The following is an 18416-nucleotide window of genomic DNA, read 5'->3' on the forward strand; positions in this document are numbered from 1 at the left end:
GGAACCCTCGGTGTGCCCACCCGTGGCGTGGCAGCTGAGGCCGAATGAACCCCGACCCGCCGGCCGACGCGCTCCGCTGGCATGCCCCTCCCGACCCGGTCGATGATCCCGGCGCCGTCATCCCCGGGCATCGGTCCTCAGCCGGTGGCCGACCCCGCCACGCCTCTTGACGTCGCGCGGGTTGATCCCGGGCGCTTCGACCCTCACTCGGACCTCTCACGGCCCCGTCTCCGGGTCGGAAAGCTCGCCCAGGACGAGCACCTCCGAGGCCGGTCCGGTGCGATCGTAGGGACACTAGCTCGTGGATCGCCATCGCCAAGCAGGCCATCCACCGGCGCGGGGAGCATCTTCGGATCAGCGGGCGCCCATTTTGAAGTGAGCAACAGTGCTCGGGACCGCCGTCGAACGCGCCATCGCCGAACCTGACCAACTGGAAGATCCTCAATGCCGACTGGCGGGGACGCCTGGGCGAGTTCCCCGAACTTCTACGCAGGGTCACCGGACTGGACATCTACCGGGTGTGGGGACCGGCCACTTCTGAATGGCGCTTCTTGAGAGGTACTCGTCTGATCGCCGGAGGGCCACGGGTCGGTGACCGCCTGCAGCAGCCGACCGATGGCCGACAGATCTCCTACGACGGCGACGTTGCCGTCGGCGCATGCGGTTGCGAGTGTGGCTGGATCGGCCAGCAGGGCGCTGAGCGTCTTGGGCTCTGTACGAAGCGAGACGTCTGCCGTTGCAGGTTCGCCGGGCTGCACCTCAACCCGTCCGGACGCTAGGCGGACCGTCCAAACCCGACCGTCGAGCTCGAGACGGCAAGTCGTTGGAGGTGCTGCGGGGTCGGGGCGAGCGGCACCTCGCAGGAAGATCAGCACGGAGGTAGCGCTGAGCGCGGTCGGCGGCGGGGGTTGCGGTGCGTCGATCCCCCAGTCGCCCAGAGCTAGCAGGATCGGTTCCAGCTTCCGGCCCCATTCGGTCAGTTCATAGACCCGCGGTCCTTCCGCCGGTGCCGGTCTACGGCGGATCACCCCGTTGTGTTCGAGTTCTCGGAGTCGGTCTGCGAGCAGGTTCGAGCTGACGTGGGGCAGAGCATGCCGCAGCTCTGAGAAACGTTGAGGCGCCAAGAGCAGCTCGCGCACGACCAGCAGGGCCCATCGCTCCCCCACGACGTCGAGGGCCCGGGCAATCCCACATGAGTCCCGATAGCTACGGCTGGTTGGCATGACCACTCTCCTCGTCCAACTGATCCGAACCTACCATGGCATTCGGTTGTTTTTTACAACTATAACTAGTTGTTTTTTACAGCTGGCTGTGGTTACTGTTGGCTCGCATGGCCGTACTGGGCCCAGGACGGCCGCGCCAGCGATGAGGGCCCTCGCCCCTGGCCTCCCGGCGCACGGAGAGGACAGATCGATGGGGCAGCCACATGTCCACATCGAGATCACTAGCCCATCTGGCGACCTGGCACTTGAAGGAGTTTCCTCAATGAGCAAAGACATGATCGAGCGCGACACCCTGATCGACGCCTCGGCCGAGCGCGTCTGGTCGCTGGTGTCCGCACCCGGCTTCTGGGTGGCCGACCCGGAGAGTATCAAGGGCACCACCGCCGTCGAGGGCGAGTCGACGGTGGCCAAGAACCCGGAGCACGGCGACTTCCCGGTGCGCGTAGTGAAGGTCGAGCCGCAGTCGTACGTCGCGTACCGCTGGTCCCCCGCCTCCCCCGGCCAGGAACTGACCGAGGTCAACAGCACCCTTGTGGAGTTCACGCTGTCCGCCGAGGGCGACAAGACCCGCCTCACCGTAGTCGAGAGCGGCTTCGCCGCGCTGGCCGTGTCCGAGAAGGTGCGCGCTAGGACGATCAAGGACCTTTCCAGCGGCTGGCCGCAGGTCCTCAATTCGGCGAAGAAGCGCGTCGAAGAGTCGACTGTGTGAGGGCGGAATCCGACGGCGCGGCCACCGCGACGACGCTCGCCGGGCGGCTCCCCGTCCTGGACGCCGCCGGACTCGTCGTCGGCAGCCGGGTCGGACGCGAGGTGAGGTACTCGCTGCGGCCCGCCGGCCTGGACGCCACCACGCGGTGGATGTCCTCGCTCGCAGCCGACTGGGACCGCCGGCTGGCGGCCATCAAGCGCGCCGCCAAGGCAGCCGAACTCGAATCAAGTAGCACCGGGACGCGTGGTGTGGCGATTGCCCCTGCCGCGACCTGTGATCACACAACAAGGAGAATCGACATGACGACACTGAAGCCCGGAAGCATGCTGCTCGGCACGACCCGTCCCGCCGAGCTGCGGGCCTGGTACATCAAGGCGCTGGCGCCGGAGTTCACGGGCGAGGGCGCGATCGACCTGGGCGGCTTCCTACTGGTCATCGACGGGCGAGACGACGTCGAGGCGAAGAACAACGAACCGGGTCGCACGATCATCAACTTCCACGTCGACGACTTCGACGCCATGGAGGCCCAGCTGAATGCGGCCGGCGTGGAGTGGATCTCGGTCGACGACCGGGCGAAGGGCAAGTTCGGCACGTTCGCCGACCCCGACGGGAACCTCCTCCAGATCATCGAGTGGAAGAAGGACGCCTGAGACCAGACGTCCTCCAGCCCCATGACAGGACCGTGGCCATCCTCGGTCGCGCCAGGCACGCAGGTTCCACCCGTTCGTTGAGACGACTCCACGCAACACGACAAGAACGAAGAGTGCACATGAGTACCCAGCAAACGGCGCTGAGCCCAGGCAGGGCCAACCTGGCACTGGCCACGCTGTTCCTAGGAATGTTTGTACTGGGCAGTGGCGAACTGCTCGTGGTCGGCGTGCTGAACCGGATCGCCGCCGACCTCCACGTGACCATCCCCGCGGCCGGAACCCTGGTGACCGTGTACGCGCTGGGCCTTGCCATCGGTGGTCCGATCCTGACCGCGCTGACGATCAAGCTGGAAAAGAAGATCGTCCTCATCGGCGCGGTCGCGCTGTTCATCGTGTGCAACCTGGTCGCGGTGCTGACCCACGTCTACGCCCTGTTCCTCGTGCTGCGCTTCGTCATCGGTGCGTCGCAGGGCCTGTTCATCGCGGGTGCGTTCATTGCGGCGATGTCGGTCGTCCCGCCAGAGCGCATGGGCCAGGCGATCGGGATCGTCGTCTCCGGTGTCGCGGTGTCGGGGGCGCTCGGCTTGCCGCTGGGCACGCTGGTCGGTCAGACCCTCGGCTGGCGCGGCTCGTTCATGGCGATCGTGGCGGGCGCCGTGGTGACACTGATCGGTACGGTGGCATTGATCCCGTCCGTGCCGTCCGCCGGCGCCGGTGCGGGCCACCAGGCCAAGTACGCGTTCGCCCCCAGCGTGCTCGCCGTGCTGTTCCTGAACTTCATCGTGTTCTCGGCGGTGTTCGCGGCGCTGACCTACCTCGTGCCATTCCTGCAAAGCGTCACCGGCATCTCTGGAGCCATGCTGAGCGTGTTCCTCCTGGCCTACGGTGCGGCCACGGCGGTCGGCTCGTTCGGCGGCGGCAGGTTCGCCGACCGGAACGCCCGGCGCACCCTGATCATCGGGTCCATCGGCATCGCGGTCTCCCTGCTGGCGCTCTACCTCGTCGGCTCGATCGCTGCGCTCGTGGCGCTCACGCTGCTCGCCTTGGGCCTGTCCTTCTACAGCATCGTGCCCTCACTGCAGGTTCGGGTGATCAGCCTGGCCGGCCCCGGTGGCCAGCTCGCGCAGTCATTGCCTGTCTCCGCGGCCAACGTCGGTATCGCCTTCGGCGCGTTCGCCGGTGGTATCGCGATCGACCACCACAGCGCTTCCGCCACCGTGATCACCGGCCTGATCTTCTCCGTGGTCACCATCGCGGTCGCCTGGGGGACCAGCTTCCTGAAGCCACCGATGGTCGAGGAGTCGTCGCCGGCAACCGCCCAATCCGTACCCGAACCCGCATAACACAACCCGTCAGACCACTTCTCGCACCCCTCAGTTGGCACGGTGGTGGCCCCGATCCCGTCACCACCGCGCTACCGAATCGAATCGCATTCCGAGCCCGGCGGCGTCGAGCACGGCGAGGTGCTTGACCACCGCCTGCCGGTGATCGCACCACGGACGGCCACGCCCGTCCACCTGCGGCAACAGGGGCCCTATCCGCTCTCACGCCGCGTCCGTCAACTCACCTCGACCTGCCAAAAGATCAATTATCAGACCAGCCTTAGCGCGAGGGATTCCTCGAGATGGAGCAGGATGATGCAGATGAGTACTCAGCCAGTAGCGCTGCTTGGGAAAAAGAACGCTGTGATCTATGGAGGCGGGGGCGCTATCGGCGGCGCCATCGCACGGGTATTCGCCCGGGAAGGCGCAAGGGTCTTCATCGCCGGGCGGACGCAGGCGAAGCTCGACGCCGTGGCGCGCGATATCGCCGCCACGGGCGGAACGGTCGAGGCCGCGCAAGTTGATGTGCTCGATCAACAGGCCGTCGAAAAGCACGCCGATGCGGTCGCAGCGAAGGCCGGCAGCATCGACATCGCCCTCAACGCCGTGAGCGTCATGCACGACCAGGGGACTTTGCTAGCGGACCTCTCGCTGGAGGAGTTCATGCGGCCGATCGATGGTTTTCTACAGACGCTGTTTATCACAAGCAAGGCTGTGGCACGGCACATGGGTCGCAAGCGTCCTGGCGTCATCCTGACTTTGTCCGAGCCGGGTGCCAAACTGGCTGTAGGCGGCATCTTGGGACACGGCGTGAGCTCCGCCGGGAAGGAGGCGTTCTCGCGGCTTCTGGCCGCGGAACTAGCACCCAGCAATATCCGGGTCATCGACATCCGTCCACACGCTGTTATCGATGCGCCGGCAGCGGGTTCCTACACCAAGGACCTCTTCAAACAATCCGCGGCAGCGGCCGGGCAGTCGGTCCAGGAATTCCTCGAAGGCGGGGGGATGGTGCAGGGGACGCTTCTAAAAAGACTGCCTACGCTCTCTGAGATAGCAGAGACGGCCGCGTTCCTGGCGTCAGATCGTGCTGGAGCCATGACCGGAACAGTTGCCAATCTGTCCGGCGGCGCACTTGTGGATTGAGTTTCATTTCGAGGTGTAAACGTAGTTGAAAAAGAGATCACCAATGCCTACGTAGGCGCACCTGATGCATCGCGGGCGCCTGTACGGCGAAACGGCGCAGGCGGGCGACGCTTCCTCGCGCTGCTTCGGCCATAAGGCCTAATCCTGGCAGACGTCAACCCGGTCATGGCTGCGCACCCTCGTGAACGGCTCAGCGGTGCACGAACCCACCCGTGACGTACAGGTCATTTTGGACCGGGTTGACAACCAGTCGATGCAGTTGCCCGCGAAACCGAACCCCACACCAGAATCGCCTGTTTCGGCGGCGCCTCACACCAGAGCATCCAAACCGAGACCCGCGGGAGGTGACGTCCCAGCTTGTGGTGTAAATGGCGGGCCTTCTCGGCGTGGTGACCACGCTGGGGAGGAGCCATCGTGTGATGGTCGGCGAGACCACGCCAATGGTTCTCGCGAAAGAGACACATCACACGATGGCTCTGGGCCGGTCTGCCCTGCTCGAGGTGCTCGAGGTGCTCGAGGTGCTCGAGGTGCTCGAGGCACTCAAAGGCGCCGATGTCGAAGAACGGATCCGCCAGGCGGCCACCACCATCTACCAGGCCCTGCTCGAGGCGGAGCTGACCGCGGTGATCGGAGCGGCCCCGCATGAGCGCACCGAGGGCCGGACCGCGTTGCGGAACGGGCACCGACCCAAGACGATCACCACCACCGCCGGGGACCTGCAGCTGCAGATCCCCAAGTTGGGGTCCGGGTCGTTCTCTCCCTCGCTGCTGGAACGCCGCCGGCGGGTCGACCAGTCCCTGTTCGCGGTGATCATGGAGGCCTACCTGCACGGCACCTCCACCCGCAAAGTCGATGACCTGGTCAAAACCCTCGGCGCCGACACCGGCATCTCCAAATCCGAAGTCTCCCGGATCTGCGCCGAACTCGATGTCGAGGTCGCCGCGTTCCGCGACCGGTCCCTGGCCGACCAGCCGTTCCGCTACGTCTTCCTCGACGCGACCTACTGCAAGGCCCGCGTCGACCACCGCGTGGTCTCCCAGGCCATCGTCGCCGGAGTCGCCGCCGACAGACGCCGCGGAGTCCTGGGCTTCGATGTGGGTGACAGCGAGGCATCGGCGTCGGCGAGCAGCACCGCCACCCACCCAGGACCGTTGTCGGCCCACTGCGCGTCAACGATCTCGTCACGGCCGATACCGAGGATCGCCGCGATCTTCCTGACCAGCGTCTCATCGACGGCCCCGGATCGTACGAGCGGCGGCGCGGCGAAGGCGAGCCCGTCACCGGTCCGCCGCACGGTGACCAGCCCCGCACCGCACTCCTGCACGACCACATCACGCTGCTGGTCGCCGGTGGCCGACAGCCACACATGGCAGGTCCCCAGCGTCGGATGCCCCGCGAAGGGCAGTTCCCTGGCCGGCGTGAAGATCCGCACCCGATAGTCGGCGTCCGGCACCGTCGGCGGCAGCACGAACGTCGTCTCCGACAAGTTCGTCCACCGCGCGAACCGCTGCATCTCCTCAGCCGACAGCCCTTCTCCGTCCAGCACGACCGCTACCGGATTCCCCCGGTACGGCTCGTGAGTGAACACGTCGACCTGCCGGAACTCACGCGTGATCAAGGCTTCCTCAATCGACACCGAGCCTGCCTCATGGTGCGTCGCCATAGCCCTCAGCCTGTTGGCAGAACCGAACACGGCCCCAGAGCCTAATCTGTTCTCCAATTCCATCGCCTCGGTAATCGTCGCCGGCTCCCTTTAAGGTCTTGGACCTGCCGGGGGACTTGAGGGGAAATGCGCACCCGCTGGCCGACAACGCCGTGCTGTTCCGTTCGCGGATGACCGAGGCCGGCTTCGAGGTCCTTCCCAGCGACGGCGTCAGGACCATTCTGGTGGTCGCTCTCGCGGACGAACCCTGGATCGGCCCTTACCCCGGTAACCCGTGCCACGAAGTGGTAGTCCTCGCTTGCGAATACGCAGGTTTTCAGCCACGGCTGGACCACTTCTCTGATGACTTCTGGGCCGTTGTCGCGCTCATTGCCGCGGGTGTGGAGGCGCCCTCATTGCCGGTTCGGCACTACGCGACGTAGACCTGTTCCAGGCGACCGTCTGCGCGGTCGCCCGTCGGCAGACATCACACAGTTCAGGCCTGGGTCTCCATCGGTGGTTCGTCGACTAGAGCATCGCGTTGCTCCACTGGTTCCGTCGGCTGCGCATCCGCTGAGCATGGGCGGCCCTGGGCATCGGCGAGGGACACACGCCAGTTCGGGTACGGATCCGTCGTGCCCGGCTGGTCCTGCGTGCGCCGCTGCCCCAACCGCGTCGGCCGGCGAGTCGGGCCTCAAAGGATCACCTGTGAGAAGCTCTTGGCGGCGTTCAGAGTGACGGCCTGCGGATACTGGCGAGTGGAAGCATGACGGTGCTCTACACGCGTCTGCGTGTTACGCCTCACCTGACCGTCCGGTGGTTGGATACGTAGTCCGGTAGCGGCCGGGGGTGATGCCGTACTCGCGTTTGAACGCGGCAGCGAACGCGATGTCCGATGAGTACCCGGCTTGCCGCGCGACCACGCGCAGTGGCGTGGCCGAGTCGCGCAGCAACCGTGCCGCGATCGTCATGCGCCACCAGGTCAGATAGGTCAGCGGAGGCCGGCCGATCAGCGCGGTGAACCGATTGGCGAAGGCCGCCCGAGACAGCCCCGCCCGCGCTCCGAGTTCGGCGACCGTCCACTGCCGCTCGGGGGCGTGATGGATGGCGGTGAGGGCCGTGGTGATCGCCGGGTCGGCGAGCGCCATCGTCCAGCCGGTGGCCGCCGGGTCCTCGGCCCGCTCCTCAAACCAGGCCCGCAGAATGTAGAGCAGCAGCGTGTCGAGGAGCGCGGGCACGATGGCCCCCGCCCCAGCGCGCGGCCGCTCCACTTCGCCGCCGAGCAGGTCGACGGCGGCACGCAGCGACGGATGGCGTCCAATCCGTGCGGGCAGATGAACGACAGGCGGGACCTCTGACAGCAACGGATGCATCCTGCTGCCGTCCAGCAGATAGGCACCGCACAACACGGTCGTCAGGGCGCCGTCACCGCCCGGCCGGATCTCCTGGCGCCGCAGATCGAACTCCACCAATGGACTGGCGGGACTGTCGGCCAGCCCGTGTGCGCCTGCGCCGTGCAGGAACGCCACGTCCCCGGCACTGAGCTGGATCGGCGGCGCGTCGTCCGGAGGCAGCAGCCAGCATGACCCCTGCAGCACGACATGGAATGCACCGCCATCGTCGGCTGTGAAGCGCATGCCCCACGGAGCGAACAGCTCATGGCGGTTTGCATGCGGCCGACCGGTACGCATGACGGTGATCGCGTCGCTAAGGACATCCATGACTGAAGTCTAAATACATAGACGATCGCTTGGCCATGCGAGACGACCACTTATTGAACGCCTTGGTTCTGTGCTCCTACGGTGATGATGCCTGGCCCGCATCAGCGCGGGCGGCACGATAGGGAGTCCGCAATGACAAAGGCAGTGCTCTTCGACGAACTCGGCGGACCGGAGGTCCTCCGGCTGGAGGAGGTGACGCTGAGCGAACCAGGAAAGGGCGAGGTCCGCATCCGCGTCGACGCGATCGGTTTGAACCGGGCGGAGTCGAATTTCCGGTCCGGCACCTACGTCTACCAGCCGAACCTTCCCGGGTCCCGGCTTGGGTACGAGGCCGCCGGTGTCGTCGAGGCCACCGGCGACGGTGTCGACGGCTTCGCGCCCGGCGACGCCGTCAGCACGGTGCCCACGTTCCTGATGACCGAGTACGGCACCTACGCGGAGTCGGCCATCCTCCCGGCGCACGCCCTGGTGAACCGTCCCGACGGCGTCGACGCGGTGACCGGTGCCGCCACGTGGATGGCCTACACCACCGCCTACGGCCTCCTGGTGGAGTTCGGCGGAATCAAGCCCGGCGACACCGTGCTCATCAACGCGGCGTCCAGCAGCGTCGGCCTCGCCGCCATCCAGGTCGCCAACCACATCGGCGCCATTCCCGTCGCCACCACCCGAACCAGCGTCAAGAAGAAAAGACTACTGGACGCAGGCGCCGCCCATGTCATCGCCACAGAAGAGGAAGACCTTGTCAAGGAAGTCCACGCCGTGACCGGCGGCGGGGGCGTAGAACTGGCCGTTGACGCCATTATGGGACCAGCGGTGAACACCCTCATTCAGGCAGTCGCTCCGGACGGCGCTCTCCTGTTCTACGGTTGGCTAGACCCGACGCCCGCGCCGATGCCCCTCGCGCCCGACTTCCTCGGCCGCAATATCCGCACCTACGCGTTCACCGAACTCACCCTCGACAGCGAACGGCTACGCCACGCCAAGCACTTCATCAACGCGGGCCTGCGCACCGGCTCCCTCCGCCCCGTGATCGACCGCACGTTCGACCTGACCGACGTCACCGCAGCCCACCAGCACCTGGAGTCCAACACCCAGTTCGGCAAAATCATCCTCACCGTCCAACACTAGAAATGCAGGCGCAGGATCGCAGCCTGATCCTGCGCCGCCGTCATCGATACCGGCCACGGCACGCTTTCGAGCACGGCGTCGCGTCCGCCCACCGCACCCGCGCCGCCGTAGCCGGGAGCCTCGCTATCGCTCAGCGCCCTGCCCGCCATCGCCCTCCGGCTCGCTGCAGACGTCTTCGTCGATCGCACCGCGACCCAGCGGTGCTCATCGCGGTCAGCACGCTGCCGATCGTCCTCGGCACTGCCGTCACCGTTACGGTTAGCCGCGCTGTGCCTCGGATTCTTCGGACAGCGTCTCCAAGTGGGCTTGGGGGGTCTCGAAGGGAAAGGTAACTGGCTCGCGGTAGGACGTTCACGCGGGAGTTCAAGGACGAAGCGGTCCGCATGGTGCTGGATGGGCCATGCCCAGTCGCGCATGGTGGTGAGAGAACTCAGGATCCACGACACCACGCTGGGAAACTGGGTGGCGGCGTACAAGCGCCGGCACGGCGGGGATGCACCCGAGGCGGCCCAAGACAAAAGCGAGCGGGAACTCCAGCTTGAGGAGGAGAACTGTAAGTTCCGCGAGGCAGTCGTGTTCTTGAGAAAGCCGCGGTCTTCTTCGCGTCCGAGAATCGGTGACGGCCGCCTACGAGCTGATCGACGCGGAGAAGGCCAATCATGCGATCGTGGACATGTGCGCATGGCTGGGCGTGTCGCGATCGGGCTACTACGAATGGCGGCACCAGCCCGCATCGGCGACCGCCGAACGGCGCGAACGCCTCAAGGCGATGATCGCTACGATCTTTCACGCCCACCCTGAGACCTATGGATATCGGCGTGTGCACGCAGTGCTGCAACGCCGCGGTAAGCGGGCCAGCCCGGGGTTCTCCAGGCGTTGGTTGCCAACTCTTGCAGGCGGCCCTGACCTGTTTTCGGGGGGAGGCGGGTGTGGCTGGCGGCTTCTACTCGTCGTTTGTTGTCGGTTTGTTCGTGGATTGTCCGGGCGAGGGGGGTGCGAGGTGGTTGAGCAGGTGGCGTAGTCCCTTGCCGTAGCGGGTTTCGAACTCGGGGGTGCGGGGGTCGATCCCGAAGATTTTCCGCGCCATGTGCGGTAGCACGATCGGGGCAGCGATCGCGCCGAGCAGGACCAGCCGCACGGTGGCGGGGTCGAGTTCAGCGGCGAGCTCGCCTCGGTCCTGGCGTCGGCGCATGCCTGACAGGTCCTCGGTGTCAGTGAGGTCAGGGGGTTGTTCGTTGTCTCCGGTCAGGCCGCGCCAGGCCAGCAGGCGCATCGGGCGCGGATCGCCGATGGCGTCGTGCAGGTATCGGGTGAGGTTCTCGGCGAGGGGAAGCTGAGGGTCGGAGAAGGTGTCCTCACGTCGCAGCCAGGCGCGCTGCACCTCAGCGTAGAGCCCCTCTTTTCCGCCGAAGTGGTAGTTGATCAGGTCCTTGCTCACGCCGGCCCGAGCCGAGATTTCCCGTACCCGCGCGCCTGCGAACCCCTTGTCAGCGAACTCCTCCAACGCCGCATCCAGCAGAACGCGCCGTGAGCGGTCAGCGTCGATCCGGCGCTCCTGCGGGGTGGGGGACCTTCTGCGACGTGCGTTCTCCATCAGACCAGCATATCCCTGGCGCTAGACACACCGCCGAACCTCTCGGACGTCTGTTTGACTTTATCGGACATCTGTATAAGCATCTCGGGTCGTGACACCACAAGCTCAGCACGTGCCGACTGGGCGTGTTCGTCTGCGGCTCCCGCCCGAACTGCGCCGAGCGATCGCGGTGGTGATGATCGGGGCGAGCCTGTCGTTTCTCGACTCCACGATCGTCAACGTCTCGCTGCGGACACTGTCGGTAGACCTGCACGCATCGCTGGACGACATCCAGTGGGTGGTCACGGGCTACCTGCTCGCGCTGGCCGCGGTGATCCCAGTGACTGGCTGGGCGGCGAGGAGGGTGGGTGCGGCCCGCCTGTACGTGATCGCACTCGCGGTGTTCACCGCGGGATCGGCGATGTGCGCACTGAGTGGATCCGCCGGCGAGCTGATCGCCTTTCGGGTCCTGCAGGGCGCTGGCGGAGGGATGATCACGCCGGTCGGTACGATGATCTGGGCGAAGATGGCCGGCCCGGAGCGGATGGCGCGGGTGATGAGTGCCGTCGGTATGCCGATCGTCCTGGCGCCGATGCTCGGGCCCACCCTCGGCGGTCTGCTGGTGCAGGAGCTCGGCTGGCAGTCGATCTTCTGGTTGAACGTGCCCGCCGGCATCATCGGGGTCATCCTCGCGACACGGTTGCTGCCCCGCGACCAGGCACAGGCCGCCGGTCCGCTCGATGTTCCCGGGCTGCTCCTCATCACTGCGGGGATGGTCGGACTCACCTACGGGCTGACTGAGGTCGCGACCGCCGGTGGGGTGGGAAGGGCGACGGTGTTCGGGCTGGGTGGCGGAGTAGTGCTGCTCGCGATGTTCGTGCTACGTGCCCTGCGCGTCTCGGATCCGCTGCTGGACCTTCGTCTGTATCGCGACGCCTCGTTCGGCGCCGCGTCGCTCACCGCGTTCAGCCTCGGCATCGCGCTGTTCGGCGGCGTGATCTTGATGCCGCTCTACTTTCAGCTGGTCCGGGGCGAGAGCGTGATCGCCACCGGCCTCCTTCTCGCCCCGTCCGGCCTGGGCGCGGCGGTCGCGAACCGGCTGTCGGCACCGCTCACCGAGCGGCTCGGCGCTGGGCTTACGTCGCTGATCGGAGCCGGGATCAGTCTCGCGGCCACGATGCCGTTCGTCCTAATTAAGGCGGATACGTCCTGTCTCGCGCTGGGTGCCGCAATGCTCGTCCGAGGCTTCGGCGTCGGGATCTCACTGATGCCCGCCATGACCGCCACGTACCGCTCGCTCCCCGCAGCAAAGATCAACGATGCGACGCCGCAACTGAACATCCTGCAGCGCGTCGGCGGCTCGATCGGGACCGCGGTGCTCACCGTCGTTCTGCAGCACGGGCTGCGTGGGGCGACAGGCCGGACCGCGCAGGCGGCGGCGTTCGCCACCACATTCTGGTGGGTGCTGGCCGTCGCCGCCCTCGCCGCACTGCCGACCACATTGCTCACAGTGATCGAACGCCGGAAATAGACCCTGACAAATGGATCGGAGATGAAGCATGTTCTTCGCTGAGGCCGAACTGGACTACCCGGCCACCCAGAAGCTCGGCTGGCTGGCTACCGTCGACGCAAACGGAGCACAGCAGAACAATCCGGTGTCCTTCCGCTGCAACGGCGGGCTCGGCGCCACCGACATCGGCGGACACGCCATGGGCGCCAGCCGGAAATTCCGGAATGTTCGAGCCAACGACAAGGTCGCCTTCGTCGTCGATGACATCGCCTCATTCCGCCCATGGTGCGTCCGGTGCGTCGAGATCCGTGGTCATGCCGAGGCGCTGTACGACCAGGAGCCGCCGACGCCGGGTTTCTCCGGCGAGATCATCCGCATCCACCCGCACCGGATCATCAGCTTCGGCCTCCAGGACGAGGACACGACAACATCCGAAGCCGGGCAGTGAGTTTCGGCCTTCCACCCACCATGAAGGGGAGTCCATGACCATCTTGATCACCGGAGCGCGCGGCAATGTCGGACGCCATGTCATCGAGGCGTTGCTCGCCGCAAATGTCCCGGTCCGCGCCGCCAGCCGCGATCCAGCCTCTACCCACCTGCCCGAACGGGTCGAGACGATCGCCGCCGACCTCACAAAACCAGAGACACTGCCAGCGGCCCTGAAGGGCATACGCAAGGTGTTCCTCTACGCCGAACCACAGGGCGTCGATGGGTTCGTCAACGCCGCCAAGGATGCCGGAGTCGAGCAGATCGTACTGCTGTCATCCTCATCGGTCGTATCGCCGAACGCCGCCTCGAACCCGATCGCCCAGCGGCACCTCGCGGTGGAACATCCCATCGCCGACTCCGGCATACCCTCAACATTCATCCGTCCCGGCGCCTTCGCCACCAACACGTTGCAGTGGTCGGCGGCCATCCGCGCCCACCGCGCGGTACACATTCCCTACCCCGGTGCCCACACCGCCCCGATCCACGAACGCGACATCGCCGCAGTGGCGGTGTGTACGCTGACCGATGCCCGCCATCAAGGCGCAAGCTACGTCCTGACCGGACCCGAATCGCTGTCCCAACAGCGGCAGGTGGATCTCATCGGCAAAGCGATTGGTGAGCCGATACGGTGCGAGGAACTCTCGCCGAAACAGGCACACGAGAAGATCCCCGATGCGCTGCTGAGGTACCTCGCCGCCACCGACGCACGACCTGTGCCCGTGAACACGACCGTACAGGAGATCACCGGCCAACCCGCACGCACCTTCGCACAGTGGGCACTCGACCACACCACAGACTTCCGTTAACCCCTCGAGCTGAAACCACGCCTCAGGAGGGGAGCGCGGTCACCTGATCCGTTCGGAATACATATCACTCAGGCGGCGTTCTCGGCTCGTCGCTCGACGAACGCTCCGCGTTCGAAGCGGGCGCCCGCGCGGACCAAGGCGGCAAGTTGGGGGGCGTTGACCGCGCGCCTGCGGGCCTGTGCGTACTTGATCAGCTTGAAGACCATGGCCAGCCCTGCGGCCCGACTGCCGGCACGGTTCGGCGGATGACCGCGCATGGAGACAGATCACCGACCTGCTCGGCCCCTCCACCGCCACTCAGCCGAAGCTACGGAGCGCGCTGTTCGCGGCAATGGCGAAGATTCCCGGCGTTGTCGCTGACATGATGTTGCCCCGGTCTTGTGGACACACGAACTGATCGCTCGGGACGATGGGTCCCGGGAGGGGTTCACAAGTGCCGATGTCACGACCGCCGTATCCGCGGGAGTACCAACGACAGTTGGTGGAGCTGGTGCGGGCCACCCAGTTCCGGATCGACTGGGCCGCCGAGTTCGAGCCGACGGCCCAGTCGATCCGGAACTGGGTGGCCCAAGCCGACCGCGATGACGGCCGCCGCAAGGACGGGCTCACCAGCGCTGAAAAGGACGAGCTCGCCCGGCTGCGCCGCGAGGTCCGTCAGCTCCGTGAGGTGCGGGAGATTCTGAAGAAGGCGGCGGTTTTCTTCGCGTGAATGCCACGATCGTGCCTGTTCCCGGTGGGTTCGCTCGTTTCTTTGCTGCCCCGGCAGGTGCTGGTGGCTTGTCCCGATGTGCGACCCGCCTGGGACAGTGTCATGGGTGCACATGTATGCATCAAGAAGTTACGCCAGGCCTCGAACCGTTCCTTCGCCGGAAATTCATCGCTATTAAACACAGCCTCAGCCAGCATGCCTTTACCTGCCCTCGGAATCTAGGTATATCGACCGCCTCACAGTCGCAAGGCGATGGTCCTACCGGCCTCCAGGGCGAGGGCGCGCATCAACAGCACGGCGTGGTCCTACAGTTCGCCGTTGCCTGTGGGCGCCCCTAATTCGGCCACCCCCATGCGACCATGACCAGCCCCCTTGAGCCGTCGGGCCGACCCCGGGAACCCAGCGCACCCCCTCTCCGTCCCTGGGTCAGCCCCTCCCCTCGGATGGGTTCAGCCGCCTGGTGTCGACACGTGCGGGTCCGCCGGAGCGGGGGCGGGGCCGGGTTCGTGGTGGATCCCCGCCTGGCGGAACGTCAGCTCGGTCTGCACCGCCCGGATCAGCACCTCGTCGCGGCGTGTGGCTGCGCGCAGGTAGGCGACCACATCGCCCAACTGGCCGACGGTCATGCCCCGGATCGGCGTACCCGCCCAGCGCGGCAATGCCGGCTCCTGGTTCTGGTCCACGGCATCCCCTCCCCCGGCTCTCGCGCCCAAGACCCCGAGGTACTTCACCACCGCCCGCCGCGAGACGGGAAGTCGTTCGACGAGCGTCGTCGCGGTGGCCTCGCCCTGTGCGGCGAGCAGATCAAGCAGCCGGCGTGGCACCCAGCGCTGCCGGCCGCCGCGACGACGCTACGACGTTCGCCCGTCATGCCGATGACTCTTCGGCGCGCTTCTTGAGCGCGTCGAACGACAAGGACCAGCCGCTGGTATTGAACTTCACCGCCTGGCGGCGCAGCTCCTCGGATCCGGCCAGCGACGCGAACCCGCTCTCGACGACGCGGATCCGCGTCTTGTCCCCTTCCAGGGACAACGTGAACTCCACCAGGGTGCTGTTTTCCTCGCGCAGCTCTTCCCCTGGAAACGCGCTGGCCCAGCGGTACGCCAGGTACGACGACGGATCGACCTTCTCCACCCGCACCGGGAAATCGCCGAACTCGGCGTTTCTCGCCACCACCGACTCGCCTTCTTTGGCCACCCTGCCGGGCAGGGTCGACTTGTCGGCTATCCAGAACCCGGGTTCGGCCACCAGCGACCAGACCCGCTCCAGAGATGCCGTGATCAAAATGTCGCGTTCGATTCGATCCTCGCTCATAAGGAGACTCCTTAACGGTTGACGTAAGACCAAGGGCGCAACCCCAGGGTTGCGCATCAATTCCTTCAAAAGCAACCCTAGAGTTGCACTCTGCTCCTGCGCTAATTCATCTGGCCGTACACTTCAAAGGCCGGTCGAACGGGCAACAAATTCCACGCATCCATCAACACACGCTGGCGCCGCGGGCGGGGTCGGCTCTGTCACGCGACCAGATGACTCAAGCGCCGCGAAGTGGTAGCGAAAGTTATGAGTCGAGTTCGGCGGCCCCCGAGGCCAGCACTCCCGCCTCCAGGACACATGCCCGCAACCGGCGGGCCACAACCTGCTTGGCGGGGAACTGCCGGGTCACCGGCAAACCTTTCGACATACGGGGTTGCGGATCCAGTGAATCGACTCGATGCCCCGCTGGTCTTGGGCGAACACGGCCAGGACGCCAGCATGTCGGACGGACAACGATGGCCTGTCAGGCCGAGAAGGTTCTGACTGGACACCTTGTCCCTGTCGAACTGAGAGGCCATCGCGCTGCCCGGCTGATACCTGTTCAGTCGACGATGATTCCGCCGGTCAAGTTGGCTACGGTACCCGTCATGGCGGCTGCCTGATCGGAGGCAATGAAAACGGCGACATCAGCGAGCTCCGCCAGTGTCGTCGCGCGCTTCCTGTGCGCCATACCGGAGACCGAGGCCGTGAATTGTTCTTGCGTGATCCCATGCGCCTTGGCATGAAGACCAAAAACGACGTCGATTGTCGATGTCTCCTCCATGCCCGTCGTGCGCAGGCAGACGGAACGGACGCCATACTGCGCGTACTCGGCCGAGAGCTCACGATTGAGCGCTTCAAGCGCCGCCCATGCCGGCCCCATGCCACCAAGCAACGGCACACCCAAACGGGCCGGCTCCGGCGTGTTCATCAAGATCACCCCACGCCGCTGCTCGATCATGCGGCGAGCGGCCGCCCTTGCGGTCACGAAATGAGCCTGTGAATAGGTGGTGATCGGCAGTGTGAAGCTTTCCACCGAGAGCTCGGTGAGAGGGATTCCCTGCATGCCCTGCTGCGGAATCCCGATGGCGTTGAACGAGACATCGATCGTCCCGGCCTTCTTCACCACGGCGTCAAGGTGACTCTCCACTGCATCCTCGTCGAGCGCGTCGACCTCGGCCGCCTCAGCCACTCCGCCGGCAGCGGAGATCTCCTTCGCGAGCGCGTCGACTGCGCCGAGGTCTCGTCCGGTCAGAAAGACACGTGCGCCATCGCAAGCGAAGGCGCGGGCCACGGCGCCACCGACCGCTCCTCCGGCTCCATAGATGATCGCGTTCTTATTTTCCAGAGACATTACGTTCTCCAATCACCGCCATGGCGGCCGTTATCCTTGACACTCAGCGTAGAATCGAATTTTCCTTCGGATACTGCGGTATGTATGCCCTCCTGTCCGCACTGCAGCGCGCGCATGCTCGACAGGGCACAGAAACAGGCATTGGCACCGGCCTGCTCCGAGGCGGCCACCGATCCTCGGCCTCTTGGCAGAAGTGGCCGCACCGTCCTCTTCCGGGCGGCGTGGGCGACCGCGTCGAGATCGGGAGTTGACCAGAGTTTCGGCGGCATCGAGACGACACTGGTCTGCTCTGCGTGACGCAGAAGGCGATAGATTTGATCGCCGCCCTGGCTCCGGCGCAGCCCGCACGGCCGCGCCGGTGCCATCGGCTTCTTTTTGCTTATGAGGCGGTGCGTGCCATTTTGGCGATCTCCGCGTACTGACGCTCGAGCGCCTTCGCTGCGCCGCTGCGCCAGCTCTCAGCCATGGTCTCAGCCATCGAATCGGGGAAGATGTCCTCCTCTTCCTTCTCCACCCCATCGAAGATTCCGCGGGCGACGGCCTCCGGCGATGCCTTCGGTATGTCGGCGTCCCGGCTCATATCGGTGTCCACGGGGCCGGTAAGGACGGCATGAACACTCACGCCCCGCTCGGCCAAGAGTGCACGCAGCGACTGCGTCAGGTTGAACAAAGCCGCCTTGGAGATCGAGTATGCCGGAATGACCGGGAAGGGAGCGAAGGCGTTGACCGACAGGTTGTTGACGATCACTCCCCCAGAACGTGTCAGCAACGGCAGGAACGCCTGGGTAACGTCGTAGGTGCCGAAAAGGTTGACGGCGAGGTGCTGCTCGAGGACGTGACGGTCGCTCAAGTCGTCGTAAAGCGCGATGCCGGCATTGTTGATGAGGATATCGAGAGACTCGACCGCATCCACAGCCAGCCGAATCTGGCCCCTGTCGGTCACGTCCAGGGTCACAGGCGTAACGCGCCCATCCGGATGGTCCACAGGGGTACGCGTACCGAGGTACACCCGGCTCGCGCCTCTCCTCAGGGCCTCCTCGACCAACGCCTGCCCAATACCGCGGTTACCGCCGGTAACGAGAACTGCCTTGTCTGCGATTGTCGCCATGATGACGATCTCCTTTTCCCATGCGGGGTATAGGCC

At 65.8% G+C, this 18416-nt stretch carries 20 protein-coding genes and 2 pseudogenes; 12 read left to right on the forward strand and 10 right to left on the reverse strand.

The genetic code is table 11. From position 1 onward, the window contains the following. Positions 1-485: 485 nt before the first annotated feature. Complete coding sequence (locus ACYVF7_RS32740) at positions 486-1223, reverse strand: winged helix-turn-helix transcriptional regulator (protein WP_460348329.1); 738 nt, start codon at positions 1221-1223, stop codon at positions 486-488. Between the two features lie 262 nt (positions 1224-1485). On the opposite strand from ACYVF7_RS32740, the gene ACYVF7_RS32745 reads away from it, so the two are divergent. From ACYVF7_RS32745 to ACYVF7_RS32765, 5 genes and pseudogenes are all read left to right on the forward strand, one after another. Beyond that, positions 1486-1932 (forward strand): SRPBCC domain-containing protein, encoded by a 447-nt coding sequence (locus tag ACYVF7_RS32745; RefSeq protein WP_460348331.1) that lies wholly within the window; start codon positions 1486-1488, stop codon positions 1930-1932. Then, complete coding sequence (locus ACYVF7_RS32750) at positions 1929-2582, forward strand: VOC family protein (protein ID WP_460348333.1); 654 nt, start codon at positions 1929-1931, stop codon at positions 2580-2582. Before ACYVF7_RS32745 ends, ACYVF7_RS32750 begins: the two co-directional genes overlap by 4 nt. A 119-nt stretch (positions 2583-2701) precedes the next feature. Beyond that, positions 2702-3925: an MFS transporter gene (locus ACYVF7_RS32755; RefSeq protein ID WP_460348335.1), complete on the forward strand. Its 1224-nt coding sequence runs from the start codon at positions 2702-2704 to the stop codon at positions 3923-3925. 42 nt (positions 3926-3967) lie between these two features. Then, entirely contained in the window at positions 3968-5047 is a 1080-nt protein-coding gene (locus ACYVF7_RS32760; RefSeq protein WP_460348337.1) for an SDR family NAD(P)-dependent oxidoreductase, read from the forward strand. A gap of 470 nt (positions 5048-5517) precedes the next feature. Continuing rightward, positions 5518-6159 (forward strand): annotated as a pseudogene (locus ACYVF7_RS32765) (transposase); the annotation flags it as partial. On the opposite strand, the gene ACYVF7_RS32770 reads toward ACYVF7_RS32765, so the two are convergent. Further along, positions 6048-6773, reverse strand: a complete 726-nt coding sequence (locus tag ACYVF7_RS32770; RefSeq protein WP_460358232.1) for a PhzF family phenazine biosynthesis protein — start codon at positions 6771-6773, stop codon at positions 6048-6050. The pseudogene ACYVF7_RS32765 and the gene ACYVF7_RS32770 overlap by 112 nt on opposite strands. 35 nt (positions 6774-6808) lie before the next feature. Here ACYVF7_RS32770 and ACYVF7_RS32775 point away from each other — a divergent pair, with 35 nt between their 5' ends. Then, positions 6809-7132: a hypothetical protein gene (locus ACYVF7_RS32775; protein ID WP_460348339.1), complete on the forward strand. Its 324-nt coding sequence runs from the start codon at positions 6809-6811 to the stop codon at positions 7130-7132. Between the two features lie 351 nt (positions 7133-7483). On the opposite strand, the gene ACYVF7_RS32780 is transcribed toward ACYVF7_RS32775, so the two are convergent. Then, positions 7484-8410, reverse strand: a complete 927-nt coding sequence (locus ACYVF7_RS32780) for an AraC family transcriptional regulator (protein WP_460348341.1) — start codon at positions 8408-8410, stop codon at positions 7484-7486. A 132-nt stretch (positions 8411-8542) separates the two neighbouring features. On the opposite strand from ACYVF7_RS32780, the gene ACYVF7_RS32785 reads away from it, so the two are divergent. Next, positions 8543-9538, forward strand: a complete 996-nt coding sequence (locus ACYVF7_RS32785) for a zinc-dependent alcohol dehydrogenase family protein (RefSeq protein WP_460348343.1) — start codon at positions 8543-8545, stop codon at positions 9536-9538. On the opposite strand, the gene ACYVF7_RS32790 is transcribed toward ACYVF7_RS32785, so the two are convergent. Then, positions 9535-9687 carry a hypothetical protein gene (locus tag ACYVF7_RS32790; RefSeq protein WP_460348345.1) on the reverse strand — a complete coding sequence of 51 codons (153 nt, stop codon included), beginning with the start codon at positions 9685-9687 and terminating at the stop codon, positions 9535-9537. The genes ACYVF7_RS32785 and ACYVF7_RS32790 overlap by 4 nt on opposite strands. Positions 9688-10211: 524 nt before the next feature. Between ACYVF7_RS32790 and ACYVF7_RS32795 the strand changes: the two genes are divergently transcribed. Further along, on the forward strand, positions 10212-10559 hold the full coding sequence (locus tag ACYVF7_RS32795) for an IS3 family transposase (RefSeq protein WP_460358235.1): 348 nt from the start codon (positions 10212-10214) through the stop codon (positions 10557-10559). On the opposite strand, the gene ACYVF7_RS32800 is transcribed toward ACYVF7_RS32795, so the two are convergent. Continuing rightward, the gene (locus tag ACYVF7_RS32800; protein WP_460348347.1) at positions 10482-11132 is read right to left on the reverse strand and encodes a TetR/AcrR family transcriptional regulator; all 651 of its coding nucleotides are present in this window, start codon (positions 11130-11132) and stop codon (positions 10482-10484) included. The two genes, ACYVF7_RS32795 and ACYVF7_RS32800, sit on opposite strands and share 78 nt — an antisense overlap. Before the next feature lie 112 nt (positions 11133-11244). Here ACYVF7_RS32800 and ACYVF7_RS32805 point away from each other — a divergent pair, with 112 nt between their 5' ends. From ACYVF7_RS32805 to ACYVF7_RS32815, 3 genes are read left to right on the forward strand one after another with little or no spacing between them, the layout of a single operon-like run. Beyond that, on the forward strand, positions 11245-12642 hold the full coding sequence (locus ACYVF7_RS32805; RefSeq protein WP_460348349.1) for a DHA2 family efflux MFS transporter permease subunit: 1398 nt from the start codon (positions 11245-11247) through the stop codon (positions 12640-12642). A gap of 28 nt (positions 12643-12670) precedes the next feature. Continuing rightward, positions 12671-13069 carry a PPOX class F420-dependent oxidoreductase gene (locus ACYVF7_RS32810; RefSeq protein WP_460348351.1) on the forward strand — a complete coding sequence of 133 codons (399 nt, stop codon included), beginning with the start codon at positions 12671-12673 and terminating at the stop codon, positions 13067-13069. 34 nt (positions 13070-13103) lie between these two features. Then, a complete protein-coding gene (locus ACYVF7_RS32815; RefSeq protein ID WP_460348353.1) occupies positions 13104-13916 on the forward strand; it encodes an NmrA family NAD(P)-binding protein in 813 nt (270 codons plus the stop codon). A gap of 68 nt (positions 13917-13984) precedes the next feature. Here ACYVF7_RS32815 and ACYVF7_RS32820 read toward each other — a convergent pair. Continuing rightward, positions 13985-14182, reverse strand: a pseudogene (locus ACYVF7_RS32820) (IS256 family transposase); the annotation flags it as partial. 167 nt (positions 14183-14349) lie between these two features. On the opposite strand from ACYVF7_RS32820, the gene ACYVF7_RS32825 reads away from it, so the two are divergent. Then, complete coding sequence (locus ACYVF7_RS32825) at positions 14350-14625, forward strand: transposase (RefSeq protein ID WP_460348354.1); 276 nt, start codon at positions 14350-14352, stop codon at positions 14623-14625. Positions 14626-15074: 449 nt separating this feature from the next. On the opposite strand, the gene ACYVF7_RS32830 is transcribed toward ACYVF7_RS32825, so the two are convergent. From ACYVF7_RS32830 to ACYVF7_RS32845, 4 genes are all read right to left on the reverse strand, one after another. Then, on the reverse strand, positions 15075-15449 hold the full coding sequence (locus tag ACYVF7_RS32830; RefSeq protein WP_460348357.1) for a hypothetical protein: 375 nt from the start codon (positions 15447-15449) through the stop codon (positions 15075-15077). Positions 15450-15492: 43 nt separating this feature from the next. After that, positions 15493-15939, reverse strand: coding sequence for an SRPBCC domain-containing protein (locus tag ACYVF7_RS32835; protein WP_460348359.1), 447 nt, complete (start codon positions 15937-15939; stop codon positions 15493-15495). A gap of 541 nt (positions 15940-16480) precedes the next feature. Then, positions 16481-17272 carry an SDR family NAD(P)-dependent oxidoreductase gene (locus tag ACYVF7_RS32840; RefSeq protein WP_460348361.1) on the reverse strand — a complete coding sequence of 264 codons (792 nt, stop codon included), beginning with the start codon at positions 17270-17272 and terminating at the stop codon, positions 16481-16483. A gap of 379 nt (positions 17273-17651) precedes the next feature. Next, the gene (locus tag ACYVF7_RS32845; protein WP_460348363.1) at positions 17652-18380 is read right to left on the reverse strand and encodes an SDR family NAD(P)-dependent oxidoreductase; all 729 of its coding nucleotides are present in this window, start codon (positions 18378-18380) and stop codon (positions 17652-17654) included. Positions 18381-18416: the final 36 nt, after the last annotated feature.

Source organism: Actinoallomurus acanthiterrae (assembly GCF_054775715.1).